Below are 22,126 nucleotides of genomic sequence, written 5' to 3'. Positions count from 1 at the left end.
GAACGGGGCGTTACTGCTCCAGCGCCTGCTGCAGCGGTACGTAGAATTCTTCACACAGCGCGTCCACCGCCGGGCGCGCCGTGGCGGTGACGAAACCGAGCTCCAGCACCAGCACCTGATAAACGCCGCGCTTGATGGCTTCTTCACTCAAATGCGCGGCATTTTCCCGGGTGGTGCAGAGAAAGCGGACCCAGGACGTGAGGATGATCCAGGCGTTGAGGGTCAGCGACTCGATCTGCACCGTGTTCATTTCCAGGATGTCCGCCTCGACAAAGCCGGTGTAAATGGCCTGGCCCTGCAACAGGCAACGCTGGGAAAAGCGCCGATAGCGGGCGGCCAGTTCCTTGTCGCTGTCGAGCAGGTGTTCGAGGTCGCGGTGCAGGAAGCGGTAGTTCCACATCGCGGCGAGGATCGCCTTCAAGTAGAAGCGCTTGTCCTCGACCGTGGCCAGACGGCCTTTGGGCGGGTGCAGGAAACTTTCCACCTGTTCCTCATACTGACTGAACAACTCGGCAATGATTTCCTGCTTGTTGGCGAAGTGGTAGTAGAGGTTGCCGGGCGAGATTTCCATATGCGCGGCGATGTGGTTGGTACTGACGCTGCGCTCGCCCTGCTGGTTGAACAGCTCCAGGCTGTTTTGCACGATGCGCTCGCGGGTCTTGATACGCGGGGCCATGACGCCAGCTCCAAAAGCGTGAGCTTGAAATGTTTGGTTAATCTTACGGCCTCAATGGGGTGCGTGCATCTGCTGAATGCAGGGGAATTCAGCGCTGCGATGAGGCCCGACAGAGCCACACAAAAAGACCAACTAGAGTATATGCTCTAGCCGAAACAATTAGTCATGGAGGTCCCGATGTCCCAACTGGACTGGCTCGACGCCCTGTTCGAACAACAGCGCGACGCCTTCAACCGCCTGCCCATGCCGCCCCTGGCCCAGCGCCGGCAATGGCTCAAGGCCCTGCGCCAGGCGCTGATCGAGCGACAGGACGAGTTGGTCACCGCCATCGATCAGGACTTCAACGGGCGCAGCGCCGACGAAACCCGGCTGGCTGAACTGATGCCCAGCGTGCTGGGCCTGGCCCATGCGGAAAAACACCTCGGCCACTGGATGAAGTCCCGGCGCCGCAGCGTCGGCCTGGCCTTCCAGCCGGCCAGTGCGCGCGTGCACTACCAACCGCTGGGCGTGGTCGGGGTGATCGTGCCGTGGAACTACCCGCTATTTCTTGCCATTGGCCCGCTCACCGGCGCCCTGGCCGCGGGCAACCGGGTGATGCTCAAGCTCAGCGAAACCACGCCGGCCACCGGGCTGGTGCTCAAGAGCCTGCTGGAGTCGGTGTTTCCCACCGACATGGTCAGCGTGGTGCTGGGCGAGGCCGACGTGGGCGAGGCATTCTCCCGCCTGCCGTTCGACCACCTGCTGTTCACCGGCGCCACCAGCATCGGTCGCCATGTGATGCGCGCTGCCGCCGACAACCTCACCCCGGTGACCCTGGAACTGGGCGGCAAATCGCCAGCTATCGTCTCCTCCCGCGTACCGCTGGCCGACGCCGCCGAGCGCATCGCCTTCGGCAAGACCCTCAACGCCGGGCAGACCTGCGTCGCGCCGGACTACGTGCTGGTGCCGGAAGAGCGGATCGCCGGCTTTATCGACGCCTACCGCGAGGCGGTAAAACGCTTTTACCCACAGGTGCAGGGCAACCCGGACTACACGGCGATCATCAGCGAGCGCCACCTGGCCCGGCTCAACAGCTACCTCGCCGACGCCCGCCTGCAAGGCGCCACGGTGACCAATCTGTACCCGGACGAACCGCTGCAAGGTCGCCGCCTGCCGCCCTATCTGCTGCAAGACGTCCACGAGCAGATGCAGGTGATGCAGGACGAAATTTTCGGCCCGCTGCTGCCCATCGTTCCTTACCGGCATATCGACGAAGCCATTGCCTACATCAATCAGCGACCGCGGCCCCTGGCGCTTTACTACTTCGGCTACGAGCGCGGCGAACAGAACCTGGTGCTGGAAAACACCCATTCCGGCGGCGCCTGTCTCAACGACACGTTGCTGCATGTCGCCCAGGATGACCTGCCGTTCGGCGGCGTCGGCCCTTCCGGCATGGGCCATTACCACGGCTACGAAGGCTTCCAGACCTTCAGTCAGGCCAAGGGTGTGCTGGCCAAGCAGCGCCTGAACCTGGCGCGGCTGATCTACCCGCCTTATGGCAAGCGCCTGCAACAACTGGTGTACCGTTTCTTCATCCGCTGATCGCTGCACAGGCCCGACAATAATGACAACATGCCTGCCCGACGCCGCCGCGCTCAACCGCCGCGGCCTGCTCAAGTTCAGTCTTGGCGCCACGCTTTTTCTCGGCGGCGCCAGCTTGCTCGGCTGCTCCGCCGAAGCGCCCGCCAGCGGCTTCGCTGTGCTGCGCAAGGCTGATCTGCCGCTGCTGCGCGCCATCACCCCGGTAATCCTCGCGGGCGCCGCGCCCGCCAGCGCCACGGAAGCGGTTCTCGCCCGTCTCGACGACACGCTCGCCAGCCTCTCGCCGGAAATGCTCGCGCTGACCCGACAACTGCTCGACGTGCTCGCCCTGCCGCTGACCCGCGGTCCGCTCACCGGCATCTGGGGCGCCTGGGAACAGGCCAGCCCCGCAGACATCCGCGCCTTTCTGCTGCGCTGGCAGGACAGCGCGCTGAACCTGCTGCGCCAGGGTTACTGCTCGCTGCTGCAACTGCTGCTGATGGCCTGGTACAGCCTGCCCGAATCCTGGGGCACCTGCGGTTATCCCGGCCCGCCGAAATTCTGACCGACAAGAGCCCGCCCATGCCCGTACCCGACCTGTTCCGCGACGGCCTCGCCCGTGGCTGGAAAACCCGTGACGGCTCCGCCCTGAGCCAGGACCTGACCCTGGAAACCGACATCGCCATCATCGGCAGCGGGGCGGGCGGCGCCACCAGCGCCGAACGCCTCAGCGAAGCCGGCTACCGGGTGCTGCTGATCGAGGAAGGCCCGCTGCAGACCAGCAGCGACTTCAAAATGCTCGAGCACGAGGCCTACGCCCGCCTCTATCAGGAAGGCATCGGCCGCATGAGCAAGGACGGCGCCATCACCATCCTTCAGGGCCGCGCCGTGGGCGGCACCACGCTGATCAACTGGACCTCCAGCTTCCGCACCCCGGAACCGACCCTGCAGCACTGGGCCCGTGAACACGGCGTCAGCGGCCTCGGCGTGGATGACCTGGGGCCCTGGTTCGAGCGCATGGAGCAGCGCCTGAACATCGCCCCCTGGCAGGTGCCGCCCAACGCCAACAACGATGTGCTGCGCCGTGGCTGCGCGGCCCTCGGCCTGGACTGGAAAGTGATTCCGCGCAATGTGCGCGGCTGCGGCAACCTCGGCTATTGCGGCATGGGCTGCCCGCTCAACGCCAAGCAATCGATGCTGGTCACCAGCATTCCGGCGACGCTGGAAAACGGCGGCGAACTGCTCTACCTCGCCCGCGCCGAGCGCTTCGAACACGACGGCCAGCGCATCCGCGAATTGCACTGTGTGGCCATGGACCCGCGCTGCGTCGCACCCACCGGCCGGCGCATCCGGGTGCGAGCGCGGCACTACCTGCTGGCTGGCGGCGGCATCAACAGCCCGGCTCTGCTGCTGCGCTCCGGCGCCCCGGACCCGCATCAGCGTCTCGGCAAGCGAACCTTCCTGCACCTGGTCAACTTCAGCGCGGCGCGTTTCGCCGAACCGGTGAATCCGTTCTACGGCGCGCCGCAGTCGATCTACAGCGATCACTTCCAGTGGCGCGGCGGCGTCACCGGCGCCATGGGCTACAAGCTGGAAGTACCGCCGCTGCACCCGGCCCTGGCCGCCACGCTGCTCGGCGGCTTTGGCGAGGACAACGCCCTGCGCATGGCCGACCTGCCCCACACCCACGTGATGCTGGCCCTGCTGCGCGACGGCTTCCACCCGGACAGCGTCGGCGGCAGCGTGCAATTGCGCGGCGACGGCACGCCGGTGCTCGATTACCCGGTGTCGGCCTATGCGTGGGACGGCGTGCGCCGCGCTTTTCACAGCATGGCGCAGATTCAGTTCGCCGCCGGGGCCGAGAGCGTCCTGCCGCTGCACAGCCATGCCCGCCCCGCAAAAAGCCTGGCCGAGGCCCGCGCGATGATCGACGACTTGTCGCTGGAGCGGTTCCTCACCCGCCTCGGCAGCGCCCATGTGATGGGCGGCTGCGCCATGGGCGAAGACCCGCGCCAGAGCGTCTGCGACAGTCTCGGCCGGCACCATCAACTGGAAAACCTGTCGATCCACGATGGCTCGCTGTTCCCCACCAGCATCGGCGCCAACCCGCAACTGTCGGTCTACGCCATCAGCGCCCGACTCAGCGACCAACTCGCCGAACGCCTGAAAATGCCCGCATGACAACAGCGGGCCGCGCTGTCTATAGTCCGTTGGGCCGGTGATGGCGACTTGGCCCGACCGTATCGGCTGCGCTACCATCCGACTCCCTAACGCCCTCCTGCCAGGACGACGCGATGAACCGAGTGTTGTACCCGGGTACTTTCGACCCGATTACCAAGGGCCATGGCGATCTGGTCGAACGCGCCTCGCGCCTGTTCGATCATGTGATCATCGCGGTTGCCGCCAGCCCCAAGAAAAACCCGCTGTTCCCGCTGGAACAACGAGTAGAACTGGCGCGTGAGGTCACCCGGCACCTGCCCAACGTCGAAGTCCTTGGCTTCTCCACGTTGCTGGCGCACTTCGCCAAGGAGCAAGGCGCGAATGTCTTCCTGCGCGGCCTGCGCGCGGTGTCGGACTTCGAGTACGAGTTCCAGTTGGCCAACATGAACCGGCAACTGGCGCCCGACGTCGAAAGCCTGTTCCTCACCCCATCGGAGCGTTATTCGTTCATCTCCTCGACGCTGGTGCGCGAGATCGCGGCCCTGGGCGGCGATATCACCAAGTTCGTCCACCCGGTGGTGGCCGACGCACTCACCGAGCGATTCAAGAAGTAATCTCAACTCCGGCCTGAAACCCGCGCCCGCGTGCACTGCGGGCGCTAATACGGCACAATTGCGCCCATTGGTTTTCAATTGCCAGTGCGCGAGAGCCTGGCCGGAGTCCCCATGTCCCTGATCATCACCGACGATTGCATCAACTGCGACGTCTGCGAACCCGAGTGCCCGAACGCCGCCATCTCCCAGGGCGAAGAGATCTACGTGATCGACCCGAACCTGTGCACCCAGTGCGTCGGCCACTATGACGAACCGCAATGCCAGCAAGTCTGCCCGGTCGACTGCATCCCGCTGGATGAAGCCCACCCGGAAACCGAAGACGAGCTGATGACCAAATACCGCCGTATTACCGGCAAGGCCTGATGCGGGGCGTCGCCCCTCTCCGATCGTTGTTCCTCGGCGCCAGCCTGGCGCTGTGCAGCATTGCGGCCCTGGCCGACGGACCGGGGCGCGCGGCAATCGCCACGCCTCACCCTGAAGCCACCGCCGCGGCGCGGGAAATCGTCCGCCAGGGCGGCAACGCCTTCGACGCGGCGATTGCCGTGAGCGCCGCGCTGGCGGTAGTCGAACCCTACGGCTCGGGCCTGGGCGGCGGCGGCTTCTTCCTGCTGCGCCAGCCCGGCACGCCCACCGGCTACCGCTTTATCGACGCCCGCGAAAAGGCGCCCGGCAACGCCACGGCGGACATGTACCTGAAAGACGGCAAGGTCGAGCCCGGCCTGTCGATCAACGGTCCGCTGGCGGCGGCCATTCCCGGCCTGCCCGCGGCGCTGGACGAACTCGCCGCGCGCTACGGCAAACTCCCTCTACGCAGCAGCCTGGCGCCGGCGATTCGCCTCGCCAACCAGGGTTTTGCCGTCGATCGCATCTACCGCGACCGCGCCACGATGCGCCTCAGCGCCCTGCGTGATGACGCGGAAAGCGCACGGCTGTTTCTTGATCGCAATGAAGTGCCGGCCCTCGGCCGAGCGATCCGCCAGCCGGAACTGGCCGCAACCCTGCAACGCTTGGCAGATCAGGGCCGCGACGGTTTCTACCGGGGTCCGGTGGCGCAAACGCTGGTGCGGGAAGTCAACGCCGCCGGCGGCATCTGGAGCCTGGACGACCTCGCCAACTACCGCACCGCCGAGCGCGAGCCGCTGCGCTATCGCCTTGCCGACCAGCGCGAACTGATCAGCGCCCCGCCGCCGTCCGCTGGCGGCGTGGCTATCGCCCAGAGCCTGGCGATGCTCCAGCGCCTGCCATGGCAAAGCGCCGACAAGGTGCAGCGCGCCCACTATGTGCTGGAAGTCTTGCGCCGGGCCTACCGTGACCGTGGCCTGCTTGGTGACCCGGACCATGTGGATAATCCCGTGCCGCGCCTGCTGTCGCGCTCGCACCTGGTTGAGCTGGCCGACAGCATCGACGTGCACGACGCCACACCGAGCAGCCGCCTGCCGCCGTCACCCGCCTGGCGCGAAGGCGACCACACCACCCACTTCGCCGTGATCGACGCCGACGGCAATGCCGTTGCGGCGACCTTGTCCGTCAACCTGCCTTTCGGCGCAGCCTTCACCGCGCCCGGTACCGGCGTGGTGCTGAACAATGAAATGGACGACTTCGCCGCCGACCCGCACGGCAGCAACAGCTACGGCCTGAGCGGCAGCCAGGCCAACGCCGTGGCGGCCGGCAAGCGACCGCTGTCGAGCATGAGCCCGAGCTTCATCGAAAGCCCTGGAGAGTTCGCCGCCTTCGGCACGCCGGGTGGAAGCCGGATTCCGAGCATGGTGCTGCTGTCAATGCTGGAGTATCTGGACGGTCGGCCAGTGAGCACCTGGCCAGCGGTGCCGCGCTATCACCACCAGTATTTGCCGGATGTGGTGGAGCATGAGCCGGGCGCGTTCAGCGAGACGGAGCAGGAGGCGCTGCGGGCGCGCGGTTATGAGCTGAAGGATCTGGGGCGCAGCTACGGCAATCAGCAGGTGCTGTTCTGGGACAAGCGGGACGGGCGGCTGGAGGCGGCGAGTGATCCGCGTGGGGTGGGCAGTTCAGAGGTGGTGAAGCCCTGATGGCCTCATCGCTGGCAAGCCAGCGATAAGGCCAGCAAACTCAACAACGATCTACTTCTGACACCGCGGACAAAACACACTCGCCCGCTGCCCCAGTTTCACTTCCCGCAAGACCGTGCCGCACACCTTGCACGGCTCTTCGCGCCGCCCGTAGACGAACAGCTCCTGCTGGAAGTACCCCGGCTGACCATCCCCGCCGATAAAGTCCCGCAAGGTGGTGCCGCCTCGCTCGATCGCCGCCGCGAGGATGCGCTTGATCTCGATCGCCAGCCGCAGGTAACGCGCCCGGGAAATCCCGCCCGCCTCGCGGCGCGGGTCGATACCCGCCGCGAACAACGCTTCGGTCGCGTAGATATTGCCAACCCCGACCACCACGGCGTTATCCATGATGAACGGCTTCACCGCCATCGACCGCCCGCGAGACAGCTGGAACAGCCGTTCGCCATCAAACAGATCAGTCAGCGGCTCCGGCCCGAGCCGAATCAGCAGTTCATGCTCCAACGGCGTCTGGCTCCAGAGCATCGCGCCGAAGCGCCGCGGATCGGTGTAGCGCAGCGCCAGGCCGGACTCCAGCTCGATATCCACATGCTCGTGCTTTTCTGCCGGCAAGCCGATTTCCACCAGCCGCAGGTTGCCGGACATGCCCAGGTGGCTGATCAGCGTCCCCACCTCGGCATTCAACAACAGGTATTTCGCACGCCGCTCCACCGAGACGAACCGCTGCCCGGACAGGCGTACGTCGAGGTCTTCAGGGATTGGCCAGCGCAGACGGCGCTCGCGCACGATCACCCGGCTGACACGCTGGCCTTCGAGGTAAGGGGCGATGCCCCGGCGAGTGGTTTCGACTTCAGGTAGTTCCGGCATGGATCAATGGCTGCCCAGTTCGCGGATGGTTTGCTTGAGGCTCTCGAAGTCGTATTCCGACAGGCCGATATAGTCCAGCACCAGGTGCCCGACGGTATTCCACTCGTGGTCCACGCTCTGGTTGCCCAGCACCCGGTGCGATGCGCAGATGTGCTCGGCCATCTTCAGGATCGCCAGCAGGTTTTTCAGCGGCGCGTTGCGCGGCGAGTCGTCGCTGAACACCGCCAGGGCGTTGTGGTGGTTGGCGATAGCGTTGCTGACATGCTCCGGCAGGCGCCAGGACTTGGCCGTGTAGTAGCCCACCACCGCATGGTTGGTGTTGAACACCTGGTTCTCGGTGTCCACCACCCGCTGGTTGTCACCGGCGCTGGCGTAGGCGTCTTCCAGCACACGCATGTATTCGGGGAAACGCTTGAGCATCAGCGGCACGCCGCAATCGTGGAACAGACCCAACGCGTAAGCCTCGTCCACCGCCTGGGAGCCAAATCGCTTGGCCAGGGTCAGGCTGGTCATCGCCACGTCCTGGGCCGTGTCCCAGAAACGGTTGAGGGTGACGATGGTTTCATCGCTCATCTCGCCCTTGATCGACTGGGCGTTGATGAGGTTGATGATCGAACGGCTGCCCAGCAGGTTCACCGCGCGCTGGATCGAGGCGATCTTGTTGGTCAGGCCGTAATACGGTGAGTTGACGATCTTCAGCAGCGCGCCAGACAGGCCAGGGTCCTGGGAAATCAGCTTGGCGATCACCTCGAGGTCGGGATCGGGCATGTACTGCTCCATCTGCAGGTCCACCATGATCTGCGGTTGGGGCGGGACGCTGATGCCTTGCAAGGCTTGCTGGATCTGTTCGGCGGTTAGTTCCGGGGTCATAAATTCACACTCGCGGCTGACGGCGAATTCTAACCTGATCAGTACAGTGGGGCGCCACGCAAAATACCGTCCGCTGGCCTGCAATTTGTCGCGCCGGCGCAGTGCTCGCCTGGTCGACAGGCTATACTCCCGCTCTTTTTTCCCGGAGCGACGTCATGTCCCTGCCCACCCTTCGCCTCAAAGCCAACGCCGACCGCCGCCTACGCGCTGGCCACCTGTGGGTCTACAGCAACGAAATCGACGTCGCCGCCACCCCGCTGCACGGCTTCAAGGCCGGCGACCAGGCCGTTCTGGAAACCGCGGGCGGCAAGGGCCTGGGCATCGTCGCCCTGAGCCCGAACAACCTGATCTGCGCCCGCCTGCTGTCGCGCGACGTCAAGCTAGCGCTGGACAAATCGCTGCTGGTACACCGCCTGAACGTCGCCCTGTCGCTGCGCGAGCGCCTGTTCGACAAACCGTTCTACCGCCTGGTCTACGGCGATTCCGACCTGCTGCCGGGCCTGGTGGTCGACCGTTTCGGCGACATCCTCGTGGTGCAACTGGCCTCGCCGGCCATGGAGCGTCACCGCGATGACGTCCTCGCCGCGCTGATCCAGGTGCTCAAACCGAGCGGCGTGCTGTTCAAGAACGACTCTTCCGCCCGCGATGCCGAAGGCCTGGAACGTTATGTCGAGACCGCCTACGGCGAAGTGCCGGAGTGGGTTGCGCTGGAAGAAAACGGCGTGATGTTCGAAGCGCCGGTGATGGAAGGCCAGAAGACCGGCTGGTTCTACGACCACCGCATGAACCGCGCGCGCCTGGCGCCGTACGTCAAAGGCAAGCGCGTCCTTGACCTGTTCAGCTACATCGGCGGCTGGGGCGTACAGGCCGCGGCCTTCGGCGCCAGCGAAGTGTTCTGCGTCGACGCCTCGAGCTTCGCCCTCGACGGCGTGGAGCGCAATGCCGCGCTGAACGGCTTCGCCGAGAAAATGACCTGCATCGAAGGCGACGTGTTCGCCGCGCTGCGCGAGCTGAAAGCGTCGGAAGAGCGCTTCGACGTGATCGTTGCCGACCCGCCCGCCTTCATCAAACGCAAGAAAGACCTGAAAAACGGCGAAGGCGCCTACCGCCGCCTGAACGAACAGGCCATGCGCCTGCTCAGCAAGGACGGCATCCTGGTCAGCGCATCGTGCTCGATGCACCTGCCGGAAGACGACCTGCAGAACATCCTGCTCACCAGCGCCCGCCACCTGGACCGCAATATCCAGTTCCTCGAGCGCGGCGGCCAGGGCCCGGACCATCCGGTGCACCCGGCGATCCCGGAAACCCGCTACATCAAGAGCATCACCTGCCGCCTGCTGCCTAATAGCTGAGTGCGTCGATGCAATGAAAAATCCCGGCCTGGTGCCGGGATTTTTTATCGCCCCAGTTTCTCCAGCGCGGCATCGGCGAGGAAGGAAGAGCGGCTTTTCACGTTGTGGTCGCGAACATAGCGGTCGATACGCTGAATGACAAAACCTGGCAGGGTGACATTCACTTTCTCGGTCTTGCCCAAGTATGGCGTGACGTCGATTTCGAGCATTCCCCACCCCATGCCCGCGAAATCGGGATTGCTGCGATGAGTAGCCGCGCTGGTGGGCATAGGAATGGACTGACCGCTCCCGACAATCTCTTCCAGCATGATGTGCGCAACCTCGACTGCGGCGGCATAGGCATCCTCGAAGGTATCGCCTGCAGTGACCGCACCAGGGATATCCGGAATCTGGATGCCCGTGGCGGTCTTTTCATCGCCCCATTCGATGCAGATCGGGTATTGCATGTTTGACTCCTGCGAAGTTGCAAAAGGCGAGCCCGGGTTATTTCAGCCCAGCCCGTTCCCTGATGCTTTTTACCGTGCCCAGCGGCAGGTCCTTTTTGGGATGGGGCACGGGGATTGAGTTTGGATTGCGGGGGTGCTTGAAAATGTGATGGCTTCCCGTGACACGCTTCAAAAACCAACCAGCAGCTTCAAGCTCCTTGATCAACAGTCTGCTTTGCACCTCCATCTCTCCCTGATGAGCGAAGGAGCAAACATAAGCGCTGAGCCATCAAAGCACCCCGAAAAAGATGTGTCCAGAGTTATCTTTTAATGGCCTGCTGCCGGGCGCTAGCTGACTAGATCCTGCCCAACATCGACCTCACCACCCGCCGATGAAACGGCGCGATCAGGCGCATGTAGAACCGCCCCAATGCATTGTGCGGCTCGACGATGGAGGTCAGGCTGAGCTGGTTGTTCGGGTCCAGGTGCACGGAAATCAGGACATCCAGGTGGCTGTCCTTGAGCGACAGCACCAGTTCCTTGTCCGTCACGGCGGCGATCTGGAAGAAATCGAGGTTGTCGCCCACCTGCGGGGTCTTCTGCTCGCGCAAGTTGAAGCCGGCGACCGGCTTGAGGCCGAAGGGCCGGACCATCATGTCGCGCAGGCGGATCGCCTGGTTGACCCAATCCGGCACCGCGCGGCTCATCCGCTGGTAGGCATCCAGCGCGGTCAGGCCCTGTTCGGGCGTCACCCGGCGGGCGAAGCAGTCGAAGAACCAGGCCGTGGTGGACAGCATCCGCAGGACGCTGCTGGCGGGAACATCGGCAGGGTGGACCATAAACTCCTCCATGGAAGTCCAAAGCGAGAAGTCGATCACGGTAGCGCTCCGCCGCCCGGAAAGCGACCCCGACCAAAAAAGGGCTTGTCTGCGCCACAAAGCGCCTTGCCGCGCGCGCCAACTGTCTATTGCGCCATTCCCTAAGCCCGCCAGCGGTGTAGAATCGGCCCTATTCATCGCCAGTCATCCCCCGGCGGGTTTATGAGCTCTGGCCGAGCGCACGGCGATCCCGCGGCGTCTTCGGCTTCATCCGTACCAGCGGCCACCTGCCTTGCGGTACCAAGGACAAGAGAAGCTCACTCCCCTCATTGATACCTGATTAGCCGCCAGGAGTGCTTCATGCCTGATTACCGTTCCAAAACGTCCACCCACGGCCGCAACATGGCCGGTGCCCGCGCGCTGTGGCGCGCCACCGGTATGAAGGACGAGGACTTCAAGAAGCCGATCATCGCGATCGCCAACTCGTTCACCCAGTTCGTCCCGGGCCACGTGCACCTGAAGGACCTGGGCCAACTGGTCGCCCGCGAAGTGGAACGCGCAGGCGGCGTGGCGAAGGAATTCAACACCATCGCGGTGGATGACGGCATCGCCATGGGCCACGACGGCATGCTCTATTCGCTGCCGAGCCGCGAGATCATCGCCGACTCCGTCGAGTACATGGTCAACGCCCACTGCGCCGACGCCATCGTCTGCATCTCCAACTGCGACAAGATCACCCCCGGCATGCTGATGGCCGCCCTGCGCCTGAACATCCCGGTGATCTTCGTTTCCGGCGGCCCGATGGAAGCCGGCAAGACCAAGCTGGCCAGCCACGGCCTGGACCTGGTCGACGCCATGGTCATCGCCGCCGACTCCACCGCCAGCGACGAGAAAGTCGCCGAGTACGAGCGCAGCGCCTGCCCGACCTGCGGTTCGTGCTCCGGCATGTTCACCGCCAACTCGATGAACTGCCTGACCGAAGCCCTGGGCCTGGCCCTGCCGGGCAACGGTTCGACCCTCGCCACCCATAGCGACCGCGAGCAACTGTTCCTCAAGGCTGGCCGCACCATCGTCGAGCTGTGCAAGCGCTACTACGGCGACAACGACGACAGCGTGCTGCCGCGCAACGTCGCCAACTTCAAGGCGTTCGAGAACGCCATGATGCTCGACATCGCCATGGGCGGCTCGACCAACACCATCCTGCACCTGCTGGCCGCGGCCCAGGAAGCCGAGATCCCGTTCGACCTGCGCGACATCGATCGCCTGTCGCGCAAAGTGCCGCAACTGTGCAAGGTCGCGCCGAACATCCAGAAGTACCACATGGAGGACGTCCACCGCGCCGGCGGCATCTTCAGCATCCTCGGCTCACTGGCCCGTGGCGGCCTGCTGCACACCGACCTGCCGACGGTGCACAGCCCGAGCATGGAAGAAGCCATCGCCAAGTGGGACATCACCCAGACTGACGACGAAGCCGTGCACACCTTCTTCAAGGCAGGCCCGGCCGGCATCCCGACGCAAACCGCGTTCAGCCAGTCGACCCGCTGGGAAACCCTGGACGACGACCGTGAACACGGCTGCATCCGCAGCGTCGAGCACGCCTACTCGCAAGAAGGCGGCCTGGCCGTGCTGTACGGCAACATCGCGCTGGACGGCTGCGTGGTGAAGACCGCGGGCGTCGATGAGTCGATCCATGTGTTCGAAGGCAACGCGAAGATCTTCGAAAGCCAGGACAGCGCGGTACGCGGCATCCTCGCCGACGAAGTGAAGGAAGGCGACATCGTCATCATTCGCTACGAAGGTCCGAAAGGCGGCCCGGGCATGCAGGAAATGCTGTACCCGACGTCGTACCTGAAGTCCAAGGGCCTGGGCAAAGCCTGCGCCCTGCTGACCGACGGCCGTTTCTCCGGCGGCACCTCGGGCCTGTCCATCGGCCACGCCTCGCCGGAAGCGGCTGCGGGCGGCGCCATCGGCCTGGTACAGGACGGCGACAAGGTGCTGATCGACATTCCGAACCGCTCGATCAACCTGTTGGTCAGCGACGAAGAACTGGCGGCGCGCCGCATCGTCCAGGACCAGAAAGGCTGGAAGCCGGTGGAACAGCGTCCGCGCAAGGTGACCACCGCGCTGAAAGCCTACGCCCTGCTGGCCACCAGCGCCGACAAAGGCGCGGTGCGCAACAAGGCCCTGCTCGACGGGCTGTGAGTTGTAGATCGGAATGAAAAAACCGGCGCCCTTGGGTGCCGGTTTTTTTATGGGGATCCTGCCGTGGGCTCAGGAGCCTCATCGCTGCGGTTCAGGGCGCCGAGCCGCAGCGATGAGGCCGTGCGAGCTATTGAATGTCTTCGGGCGTCACCACTACCCAATTCTTGTCCGCCGTCACCGGCAACCCTTCCTTGGCCTGGGCCGCCGCGTGCTTGGCCATCATCCCGTTGATCTGGTCCATGTACTTGGCCTTGCGGTTGATCCACAGATGAACCCCGCCCTTGGCCACATCGACACTGTGGAACAGCATGTAGCCGTCGCTGCTCGGGGTGTCGCCGCCCACCAGCACCGGTTTCTTCCACTCATCGATGTAGGTGAGGATCGCCGCCTGCTTGCCCGCCATCCAGGTCGCCGGGGTCCACAGGTACGGGGTCAGTTCCAGGCCGAGGTTGGCGGCGGGGTCGTACTGGCCGGCGCTGATCTGCTTGCGCGCGGTGGTCAGCGCGCCACTGGTGCGGTCCTTGAGCAACAGGCTGACGCCGATGACGTTCTGCGGCTTCACGTTGTAGCCGTACTTCGGATCGGCAGCGATCATGCGCACCAGCTCTTCGGAAGCCGCGGTCATCACGTAGACCTCGATGCCGTTCTCCATCAGCTTGTTGAACAGCTCGGTCTGCCCGGTGAACACCTTGGGCGGTTGCACGTCGATGGGCTTGACCTGATCGCCGTCGAAGTAGGTGCTCGGCACCGGCTTGCCCGACGCCATCAGCTCATCGACGTAGCCCTTGAGTTCCTTGAGGGTGAAGCCGGAAAACACCTGCGCGACCCACGGGTAGCAGACCATGTCGTCGATTTCGCAGAGGCGGTAGTAGTAACTGAACAGGCTTTCCTTGTGCTCGGCGGTGTCCTTGAACGGGATCAGCTTGAGCGAGGGGTCGAGCTTGTCGCGGGTCAGCAGGCCTTTGTTTTCCATGAACGGCAGCAGCGATTCTTCGAGGTCGAAGCGGTAGCTGGTGTTGTCCATGTCGAACACCGCGTAGTTACCCTTGTGGGCATTGGCGGCGATCATCGCGTCGAGCTGCTTCGCGGCCGGGGCCGGCCAGTGTTTCAACTCCACCGCCAGCGTCTGCCCGGCGAATAGCAGGGCCAGGCCGGCGGCGAGGATTTTCGGAGCGAACGTCATGTGCGGGTCTCCTGCAAAAGGGTGCGCTCCACCCTAAGCAGTCCACCGTCACCGCCCAACTCTGACAACGACGTCGACAACGGCCTCAACGGCAGCCACTTGTCCAAAAACGACCTTCTGTTATTCCAGAAACGACACTCGTCATTCCATATCGATATAAAGTCCTTTGTTTTCAGACTGTTAGCATTTTCGTTTCAGCTATCGCCCACAGTGGCGATGCGCGTCGTTTTTTCTGGAGCTTCAATGAACCTGCCGCTGTTTCTCAATCTGCTGGTGTTCCTGGCGTTGCTGCTGGGCCTGGCTCAAACCCGTCACCGCAACTGGAGCCTGGCCAGGAAGGTGCTGATCGGCCTGGTGCTGGGCGTGTTGTTCGGCGCCGCGCTGCATGCGATCTACGGCGCCGGCAGCCCGGTGCTCAAAGCCACCATCGGCTGGCTCGACCTGGTCGGCAACGGCTATGTGCAGTTGCTGCAAATGATCGTCATGCCGCTGATCTTCGTCTCGATCCTCGGCGCCGTGGCGCGGCTGCACAATGCCTCGTCGCTGGGCCGGATCAGCGTGCTGACCATCGGCACGCTGCTGTTCACCACCGCGATCGCCGCGCTGATCGGTATCGTCCTGACCAACCTGTTCGGCCTGAGCGCCGAAGGACTGGTGGCCGGCACGCAGGAAACCGCGCGCCTGCAAGTGATCCAGAGCGATTACGCGGGCAAGGTCGCCGACCTGAACATCCCGCAACTGCTGCTCTCGTTCATCCCGAGCAACCCGGTGGGCGACCTGGCCCGGGCCCGGCCGACCTCGATCATCGGCGTGGTGATCTTCGCCGCCTTCCTCGGCGTGGCCGCGTTGCAACTGCTCAAGGACGAACCGGAGAAAGGCAACCGCGCCCTCGCCGCCATCGAAACCCTGCAAGCCTGGGTGATGCGCCTGGTGCGCCTGGTGATGAAACTGACCCCGTATGGCGTGCTGGCGCTGATGACCAAAGTGGTCGCCAGTTCGAACCTGGACGACATTCTCAAGCTGGGCAGTTTCGTGGTGGTGTCCTACATCGGCCTAGCGCTGATGTTCGTGGTGCATGGCGTGTTGCTGAGCCTTTCCGGGGTCAACCCGCTGCGCTTCCTGCGCAAGGTCTGGCCGGTGCTGACCTTCGCCTTCACCAGCCGCTCCAGCGCCGCCAGCATTCCGCTGAGCATCGAAGCGCAAACCCGCCGCCTGGGCGTGCCGCAGGCCATCGCCAGCTTCGCCGCGTCGTTCGGCGCCACCATCGGCCAGAATGGTTGCGCCGGGCTGTATCCGGCGATGCTGGCGGTGATGGTTGCGCCGGCAGTCGGCATCGACCCGCTGAATCCGCTCTGGATCGCGACGCTGGTGGCAGTGGTGACCTTGAGTTCGGCCGGGGTGGCCGGGGTGGGTGGCGGGGCGACCTTCGCCGCGCTGATCGTGCTGCCGGCAATGGGCTTGCCGGTGGAGCTGGTGGCGCTGCTGATCTCGGTCGAACCGCTGATCGACATGGGCCGCACGGCGCTGAATGTCAGCGGCGCGATGACGGCGGGGACTATCACCAGCCAGATCATGGGGCAGACCGACAAGGCGCTGCTGGCGGCGGATGAGCAGGTGCAGTTGAGTCACTCGTAGGACTCTGATCGCTGCGGTTCGGCGCACCGAACCGCAGCGAAAGGACCGTAAAGCGGTCCCAAAACCTCAGCCCCGCTCCCAAACCTCAAAGTGATACACCGGCTTCCCTTCCTCCGCCGGCGCCTGCTCGCTGGACACCTTGGTCCAGACCCGCTCATCCACCGCGGGAAACCAGGCATCGCCTTCCGGGCTCAATTCCACCCGGGTCAGGTACAAGCGATCCGCCAGTCCCGTCTCCAGCGCCTGCCCGTAAAGCTGCGCGCCACCGATCAGCATCAGCTCATCCACGCCCTGCTCCGCCGCCCACTGGTCGGCGCGGACGATGGCGTCTTCCAGCGAGGCGAACACCTCGGCGCCTTGCAGTTGCAGGCCGGTCTGGCGGCTGACCACCAGGTTCAGCCGGCCCGGCAACGGGCGGCCCAGCGAATCCCAGGTCTTGCGACCCATGATGATCGGCTTGCCCAGGGTGGTGGCCTTGAAGTACTTGAAGTCCCCCGGCAAATGCCAGGGCATGCGATTGTCGATGCCGATGACGCGGTTCTCGGCGAGGGCCGCGATCAGGCTGAGAGGGCGTGATGTTTTCATGGCGGCGAGGATAGCAAAGCCCGTTGGCGGATGCCTGGGTTATGCTTCCAGACTGACTCGCTCAACGGAAGCTGTACGTGACTGGACTGACCGACCTGGACAAGCGCTGGCTGACCGAAGCGGTGCGCCTGCGCGAAGAACACACGGGGCCCCTGGAAGACCAGGAAGCCAATCGCCGCGCCCGCCAACAGGGCGGCGACCTCGCCCAGCGCATCGAACACCGCGCCCTGTTCCTGGCCGAACGCGACGGCCTGCGCCAGGCGCTGGAACACTACAAGCGCGGCGCCCGCCTGGCCTTGCTCGCGCTGCTGGTGCTGGCACTGGTCAGCGGAGCCGGGCTGGCCTTTGCCGCCCTTGGCGACGGTCAGCGTCCGGTGAATGTGTTCTGGGCCCTGGGCAGCCTGCTCGGGCTCAACCTCCTGTTGCTGCTGGGCTGGGCCACCGGCCTTTCCATGGCCGGCGACCAGGGCGCGAGCCTCGGCCGGCTGTGGCTCTGGCTCAGCGAAAAACTCGCCCGCGACGCCAAGGCCGCGCACCTCGCCCCGGCCCTGTTGGTGCTGCTGCAACGCCAGCGCCTCACCCGCTGGCTGCTCGGCACGTTGGTCCACGGCCTCTGGCTGCTGGCCCTGCTCGCCGCGCTGGTGTTGCTGTTGATGCTGCTCTCGACCCGGCGCTACGGCTTTGTCTGGGAAACCACCCTGCTCCAGCCCGATACCTTCGTCAGCCTGACCCAGACCCTCGGCGCCCTGCCGTCCCTGCTCGGATTCAGCACCCCGGACGCGGCGATGATCCGCGCCAGCGGCGACAGCCAGCCGGCGCTGGAACTGAGCCGCCAGGCCTGGGCCGGCTGGCTGCTCGGCGTGCTGGTGGTCTACGGCATCCTGCCGCGCCTGCTGCTGGCGGGGTTCTGTCTGTGGCGCTGGCGTCAGGGCCGCGCGCGGCTCGCCCTCGACCTCAAGCTCCCCGGCTACAGCGCCCTGCGCGAATCGTTGATGCCCAGCAGCGAACGCCTCGGCGTGAACGATGCCGCGCCCGATCAGTTGCCGCAGATCGAACGCGGCCAGGACGACGTGCAGCACGACGGTGCGCTGCTGGTGGGCCTGGAACTGGACGATCAACGCCCGTGGCCGCCCGCATTGCCGGCCTCGGTGACCAACGCCGGCGTGCTGGACAGCCGCGAATCGCGCAAGCGCCTGCTGGAACAGCTCAGCCACTTTCCTCCGGCGCGCCTGGCGATTGCCTGCGACCCACGGCGCTCGCCGGATCGCGGCAGCCTCGCACTGCTCGCCGAGCTGGCGCGCAGCGCGGCGGCCACGCGCATCTGGCTGATGCAGCCGCCACCCGGCCAGGCGCTGGACGCGGAGCGTCTGGGCGACTGGCATCAGGCCCTGGACCAGCTGGCCTTGCCCCACGCCGACACGGCACCGTTGAACTGGCTGGAGCACGGTCATGACTAAAGCGCTGAAGCTGGCCGTGGTCGGCCACACCAATGTCGGCAAGACCTCGCTGCTGCGGACCCTGACCCGCGATGTCGGCTTCGGCGAAGTGTCCCATCGCCCCAGCACCACCCGACATGTCGAAGGTGCGCGGCTGTCGGTGGACGGCCAGCCGCTGCTGGAGCTGTACGACACGCCCGGCCTGGAAGACGCCATCGCCCTGCTCGATTATCTGGAACGGCTGGAACGCCCCGGTGAGCGCCTCGACGGCCCGGCCCGGCTCGAACGCTTCCTGCAGAGCAGCGAGGCGCGCCAGCGCTTCGAACAGGAGGCCAAAGTGTTGCGCCAGTTGCAGGCCAGCGACGCCGGGCTGTATGTGATCGACGCCCGCGAACCGGTGCTGGCCAAGTACCGCGACGAACTGGAAGTGCTCGCCGGTTGCGGCAAACCGCTGCTGCCGGTGCTCAATTTCGTCGCCAGCAGCGACCACCGCGAACCCGACTGGCGTGAGGCCCTGGCCCGGTTGGGGCTGCACGCACTGGTGCGCTTCGACAGCGTCGCACCACCGGAAGACGGCGAACGACGGCTGTACGAAAGCCTCGCCCTGATGCTGGAAAACGCCCGCCCGGCCCTGCAACGGCTGATCGACGACCAGCAGGTGCAACGCCAGCTCCGCCGGCACAGCGGCAAACGCCTGATCGCCGAACTGCTGGTGGATTGCGCCGCCTGCCGACGCAGCGTGGTGGCCAAGCCAGACGAAGAGGCCGCCGCCGTGCGCGAACTGCGCGAAACCATTCGCCAACGTGAGCAACGCTGCGTCGAAGCGCTGCTCAAGCTGTATGCCTTCCGCCGCGAAGACGCCAACGCCAGCGACCTGCCGCTGCTGGACGGGCGCTGGGGCGATGACCTGTTCAATCCGGAAACCCTCAAGCAACTGGGCATTCGCCTGGGCGGCGGTGTTGTGGCGGGTGCCGCGGCCGGCGCCGGGATCGACCTCGCGGTCGGCGGCCTGACCCTCGGCGTCGCCGCGCTGGCCGGGGCCATCGCCGGTGGCGCGCTGGGCACGGCGCGCAGCTATGGTTCGCGGTTGCTGGGCAAACTCAAGGGACAACAGGAACTGACCGTGGACGATGCGGTGTTGCGCCTGCTCGCCGTGCGGCAGAAGCAACTGTTGCAGGCGCTGGACAGTCGCGGACATGCGGCGATCAACCGAATCAAGCTGGACACCCCGCCCGACCAGGCCTGGCGCGAAGGCAAACTGCCGGCGGCGCTGAGCAAGGCGCGGGCGCATCCGCAGTGGTCGTCGTTGAACCCGGGAGCGAGGGTGAGTCAGGCGGAGCGGCTGGAGCAGATTGAAGCGCTGGTGCTGGAGATCTAGCCTATCGCTGGCTTGCCAGCGATGAGGCCCCTAAAACCACACGCAAAATCAGACCTCACGAAACCTCGCCCAGCAAGCGCGCCAGGTGCTGCTCGGCCAGCGCCGGGCCGACGCTCATGCCGACGCCGGTGTGCATCAGCGCGGCGCTGATTCCCGGCGCGACCGGCAGCAACGAGAACGGCCCCGGACCACCCGAGCCGTAAACGCCCTGCCAGCGCTCGACCACCTCGATGCGCCCGCCGAGGGTGTGCTCGGCCAGCTCGATCATCCAGTTGTCGACCTGTTCGGCGTTGAACGGCGAAGCATCGCTGCCGTAGGCGTGAGAGTCGCCGATGATCAACTCGCCGTGGGGCGTGGGGCTGATCAGCAGGTGGATGCCATGTTCCAGCAGATGCGGGCTGTGGGACTCGACCCGCTCGCGCAGGGCCGCGGCCTGCGGCAGGTCGGCGTAGGCGCCGTAATGCAGGCAGCTCAGGCCGGTGAGCAACGAGTGCTGCAAGTCCAGCTGGAAGCGCGGACGGGCGCGGAGCATTTGCAGGCGGCAGACCTGCGGTTGCAGCGCGGCCATCGGCTCGGCCAGCAGGGTCTGGTAGTCGTGACCGGAGCAGACCACGATCTGTCCACCGCTGAAGGTGCCGGCCGTGGTGCTCAGGCGCCCCGGCTCGATATCCCGGACCAAGGTGGAGAAGTGGAACTCGACACCCATCTGCTCGCGCAGCCAGGCCACCAGGGTCGGCAGGGCTTCGCGGGAATAGAGTTGCTGGTCTTCCAGACCATGCAGAGCGGCGCGGTGATGGCTGAAACGGCCATCGTAGAGGGCGTTGAGTTCAGCGCCTTCGAGCAGGCGGGCCGGGTAGCCGTATTCGACGGCGCGGCTATCGCAGAAGGCTTCCAGCACGTCCCGTTCTTGCGCGGTGCGCGCCAGCAGCAACGAGCCGTTGCGCTTGAGGGCGAAGCCGGCGTGTTCGGCCCAGTGGGCCCAGAGTGGACGGCTGGCGCGGGCGAGGTCGAGCATCTGGCCCGGCGGCTGGCCGCTGACCAGCGCTTGGCCGAAGTTGCGCACCGAGGCGCCGAGCGGTGTGGCGCTGCGCTCGAAGACCTTCACCCGCAGGCCGCGACGGGCGGCGGCGTAGGCGTGGGAGAGGCCGAGGATGCCGGCGCCGACAATCAGGAAATCGGTCATTTCAGATCCTGCAGTGTGATCAGTTCAAAAAGCATCGCCGCGGTTCGGGGCGCCGAACCGCGGCGATAAGGCCGTTACTGCTGGGCAACCTTCTCCGACTTGCCGTCATACCGCTTGCGCCACTCGCTCAGAATCTGGTCGCGGTTCTTCGAAGCCCAGGCAAAGTCGTTCTTGATCAGGCGCTGTTCGTAGTCCGCCGGCAGTTCGGTCTGCGGCTTGGCGATGCCCGGCTGGGCCAGCACGGCGAAGTTTTCCTTGTACAGCTCCATCGCCGCCGGGCTGGCGGAGAAGTCGGCCAGGCGCTTGGCCGCCGCTTCGTTCGGGGTGCCCTTGATCACCGCGGTAGCCTCGATCTCCCAGCCCAGGCCCTCTTTCGGCAGCACGATGTCCAGCGGCGCGCCCTGGCGCTTGAGCTGCACGGCCGGGTATTCGAAGGAGATGCCGATCGGGAACTCACCCGCGGCCGCCAGCTTGCACGGCTTGGAGCCGGAGTGAACGTACTGGCCGATGTTCTGGTGCAGGGCGTCCATGTAGGCCCAGCCCTGCGGCTCGCCGAAGGTCTGCAGCCAGGCGCTGACGTCAAGGAAGCCGGTGCCGGACGACGCCGGGTTAGGCATGACGATCTTGCCCTTGTACTCGGGCTTGGTCAGGTCCTGCCAGCTCACCGGCTTGCTCAGGCCCTGCTTCTCGGCTTCGACGGTGTTGAAGCAGATGGTCGCGGCCCACACGTCCATGCCGACCCAGGCCGGCGGGTTGGCGGGGTCGCGGTAGTTGCCGCCAATCTTGCCCAGATCCTTGGGCGCATAGCTTTGCAGCATGCCCTGCTGATCGAGGATCGCCAGGCTCGATGCAGCCAGGCCCCACACGGCGTCGGCCTGCGGGCGGTCTTTCTCGGCCAGCAGCTTGGCGGTGATGATCCCCGTGGAGTCACGCACCCACTTGATCTCGATGTCCGGGTTGGCCTTTTCGAACGCCTGCTTGTAGCTCTTGAGCTGTTCGGCTTCCAGCGCGGTGTAGACCGTCAGCGAGGTCTGGGCGGCGCTGGCCTGCAGGCTGAACGCGGAGAGGACGGCAGCGGCAAGAGCGAGTGGCTTGAACATGATGCGGTTCCTTTGAAGGGACGTTGGTCAGGTTGGG

General features: G+C 65.4%; 21 protein-coding genes. 11 read left to right on the top strand and 10 right to left on the bottom strand.

All coding sequences use genetic code 11. From position 1 onward, the window contains the following. Positions 1–10: 10 nt before the first annotated feature. Positions 11–676, bottom strand: coding sequence for a TetR/AcrR family transcriptional regulator (locus NTD82_RS11655; RefSeq protein ID WP_095156356.1), 666 nt, complete (start codon positions 674–676; stop codon positions 11–13). Positions 677–841: 165 nt separating this feature from the next. Here NTD82_RS11655 and NTD82_RS11650 point away from each other — a divergent pair, with 165 nt between their 5' ends. From NTD82_RS11650 to ggt, 6 genes are all read left to right on the top strand, one after another. After that, positions 842–2,257, top strand: a complete 1,416-nt coding sequence (locus NTD82_RS11650; RefSeq protein ID WP_262128846.1) for a coniferyl aldehyde dehydrogenase — start codon at positions 842–844, stop codon at positions 2,255–2,257. A gap of 22 nt (positions 2,258–2,279) precedes the next feature. Then, positions 2,280–2,801 (top strand): twin-arginine translocation pathway signal protein, encoded by a 522-nt coding sequence (locus NTD82_RS11645; protein ID WP_262128845.1) that lies wholly within the window; start codon positions 2,280–2,282, stop codon positions 2,799–2,801. 17 nt (positions 2,802–2,818) lie between these two features. Beyond that, positions 2,819–4,417, top strand: coding sequence for a GMC family oxidoreductase (locus NTD82_RS11640; RefSeq protein ID WP_262128844.1), 1,599 nt, complete (start codon positions 2,819–2,821; stop codon positions 4,415–4,417). Positions 4,418–4,530: 113 nt separating this feature from the next. Beyond that, entirely contained in the window at positions 4,531–5,010 is a 480-nt protein-coding gene (gene coaD / locus NTD82_RS11635; protein WP_095156360.1) for a pantetheine-phosphate adenylyltransferase, read from the top strand. A gap of 111 nt (positions 5,011–5,121) precedes the next feature. Continuing rightward, on the top strand, positions 5,122–5,373 hold the full coding sequence (locus tag NTD82_RS11630; RefSeq protein ID WP_095156361.1) for a YfhL family 4Fe-4S dicluster ferredoxin: 252 nt from the start codon (positions 5,122–5,124) through the stop codon (positions 5,371–5,373). Beyond that, positions 5,373–7,058: a gamma-glutamyltransferase gene (gene ggt / locus NTD82_RS11625; protein WP_262128843.1), complete on the top strand. Its 1,686-nt coding sequence runs from the start codon at positions 5,373–5,375 to the stop codon at positions 7,056–7,058. Before NTD82_RS11630 ends, ggt begins: the two co-directional genes overlap by 1 nt. Before the next feature lie 51 nt (positions 7,059–7,109). Here ggt and mutM read toward each other — a convergent pair whose 3' ends face one another. Next, on the bottom strand, positions 7,110–7,922 hold the full coding sequence (mutM, locus tag NTD82_RS11620; RefSeq protein ID WP_095156363.1) for a bifunctional DNA-formamidopyrimidine glycosylase/DNA-(apurinic or apyrimidinic site) lyase: 813 nt from the start codon (positions 7,920–7,922) through the stop codon (positions 7,110–7,112). A gap of 3 nt (positions 7,923–7,925) precedes the next feature. After that, the gene (locus NTD82_RS11615; protein WP_095156364.1) at positions 7,926–8,792 is read right to left on the bottom strand and encodes an HDOD domain-containing protein; all 867 of its coding nucleotides are present in this window, start codon (positions 8,790–8,792) and stop codon (positions 7,926–7,928) included. A gap of 155 nt (positions 8,793–8,947) precedes the next feature. Between NTD82_RS11615 and NTD82_RS11610 the strand changes: the two genes are divergently transcribed. Then, complete coding sequence (locus NTD82_RS11610) at positions 8,948–10,144, top strand: class I SAM-dependent rRNA methyltransferase (protein ID WP_262128842.1); 1,197 nt, start codon at positions 8,948–8,950, stop codon at positions 10,142–10,144. 44 nt (positions 10,145–10,188) lie between these two features. Here the strand turns inward: NTD82_RS11610 and NTD82_RS11605 are convergent, their stop codons facing one another. The 3 genes from NTD82_RS11605 to NTD82_RS11595 form a co-directional block, all read right to left on the bottom strand. Continuing rightward, positions 10,189–10,590, bottom strand: coding sequence for a type II toxin-antitoxin system HicB family antitoxin (locus NTD82_RS11605; protein WP_095156366.1), 402 nt, complete (start codon positions 10,588–10,590; stop codon positions 10,189–10,191). A gap of 37 nt (positions 10,591–10,627) precedes the next feature. Next, entirely contained in the window at positions 10,628–10,810 is a 183-nt protein-coding gene (locus NTD82_RS11600) for a type II toxin-antitoxin system HicA family toxin (protein WP_095156494.1), read from the bottom strand. A gap of 115 nt (positions 10,811–10,925) precedes the next feature. Further along, a complete protein-coding gene (locus NTD82_RS11595; RefSeq protein ID WP_262128841.1) occupies positions 10,926–11,408 on the bottom strand; it encodes a DUF2867 domain-containing protein in 483 nt (160 codons plus the stop codon). Between the two features lie 339 nt (positions 11,409–11,747). Here NTD82_RS11595 and ilvD point away from each other — a divergent pair, with 339 nt between their 5' ends. Continuing rightward, positions 11,748–13,589 carry a dihydroxy-acid dehydratase gene (gene ilvD / locus NTD82_RS11590; protein WP_262128840.1) on the top strand — a complete coding sequence of 614 codons (1,842 nt, stop codon included), beginning with the start codon at positions 11,748–11,750 and terminating at the stop codon, positions 13,587–13,589. Between the two features lie 127 nt (positions 13,590–13,716). On the opposite strand, the gene NTD82_RS11585 is transcribed toward ilvD, so the two are convergent. Further along, positions 13,717–14,772 (bottom strand): haloacid dehalogenase-like hydrolase, encoded by a 1,056-nt coding sequence (locus tag NTD82_RS11585; protein WP_262128839.1) that lies wholly within the window; start codon positions 14,770–14,772, stop codon positions 13,717–13,719. 243 nt (positions 14,773–15,015) lie between these two features. Here NTD82_RS11585 and NTD82_RS11580 point away from each other — a divergent pair, with 243 nt between their 5' ends. Then, positions 15,016–16,407 (top strand): L-cystine transporter, encoded by a 1,392-nt coding sequence (locus NTD82_RS11580; RefSeq protein ID WP_262128838.1) that lies wholly within the window; start codon positions 15,016–15,018, stop codon positions 16,405–16,407. 66 nt (positions 16,408–16,473) lie between these two features. Here NTD82_RS11580 and NTD82_RS11575 read toward each other — a convergent pair whose 3' ends face one another. Next, positions 16,474–16,992: a dihydrofolate reductase gene (locus tag NTD82_RS11575; RefSeq protein ID WP_262128837.1), complete on the bottom strand. Its 519-nt coding sequence runs from the start codon at positions 16,990–16,992 to the stop codon at positions 16,474–16,476. A 77-nt stretch (positions 16,993–17,069) separates the two neighbouring features. Here NTD82_RS11575 and NTD82_RS11570 point away from each other — a divergent pair, with 77 nt between their 5' ends. Both NTD82_RS11570 and NTD82_RS11565 read left to right on the top strand, forming a co-directional pair. Next, positions 17,070–18,449: a DUF2868 domain-containing protein gene (locus NTD82_RS11570; protein ID WP_262128836.1), complete on the top strand. Its 1,380-nt coding sequence runs from the start codon at positions 17,070–17,072 to the stop codon at positions 18,447–18,449. Continuing rightward, complete coding sequence (locus NTD82_RS11565) at positions 18,442–19,806, top strand: GTPase/DUF3482 domain-containing protein (RefSeq protein WP_262128835.1); 1,365 nt, start codon at positions 18,442–18,444, stop codon at positions 19,804–19,806. Before NTD82_RS11570 ends, NTD82_RS11565 begins: the two co-directional genes overlap by 8 nt. Before the next feature lie 55 nt (positions 19,807–19,861). Here the strand turns inward: NTD82_RS11565 and NTD82_RS11560 are convergent, their stop codons facing one another. Further along, entirely contained in the window at positions 19,862–20,989 is a 1,128-nt protein-coding gene (locus NTD82_RS11560; RefSeq protein ID WP_095156378.1) for a TIGR03364 family FAD-dependent oxidoreductase, read from the bottom strand. Between the two features lie 74 nt (positions 20,990–21,063). Continuing rightward, positions 21,064–22,089 carry a putative 2-aminoethylphosphonate ABC transporter substrate-binding protein gene (locus tag NTD82_RS11555; RefSeq protein ID WP_262128834.1) on the bottom strand — a complete coding sequence of 342 codons (1,026 nt, stop codon included), beginning with the start codon at positions 22,087–22,089 and terminating at the stop codon, positions 21,064–21,066. Positions 22,090–22,126: the final 37 nt, after the last annotated feature.

The sequence above is a fragment of the Pseudomonas sp. 5P_5.1_Bac1 genome, from assembly GCF_025466015.1.
Taxonomy (GTDB): Bacteria; Pseudomonadota; Gammaproteobacteria; order Pseudomonadales; family Pseudomonadaceae; genus Aquipseudomonas.
Note: the sequence above shows the minus strand (reverse complement) of the source record. Positions and strands in the feature narration are given on the sequence as shown.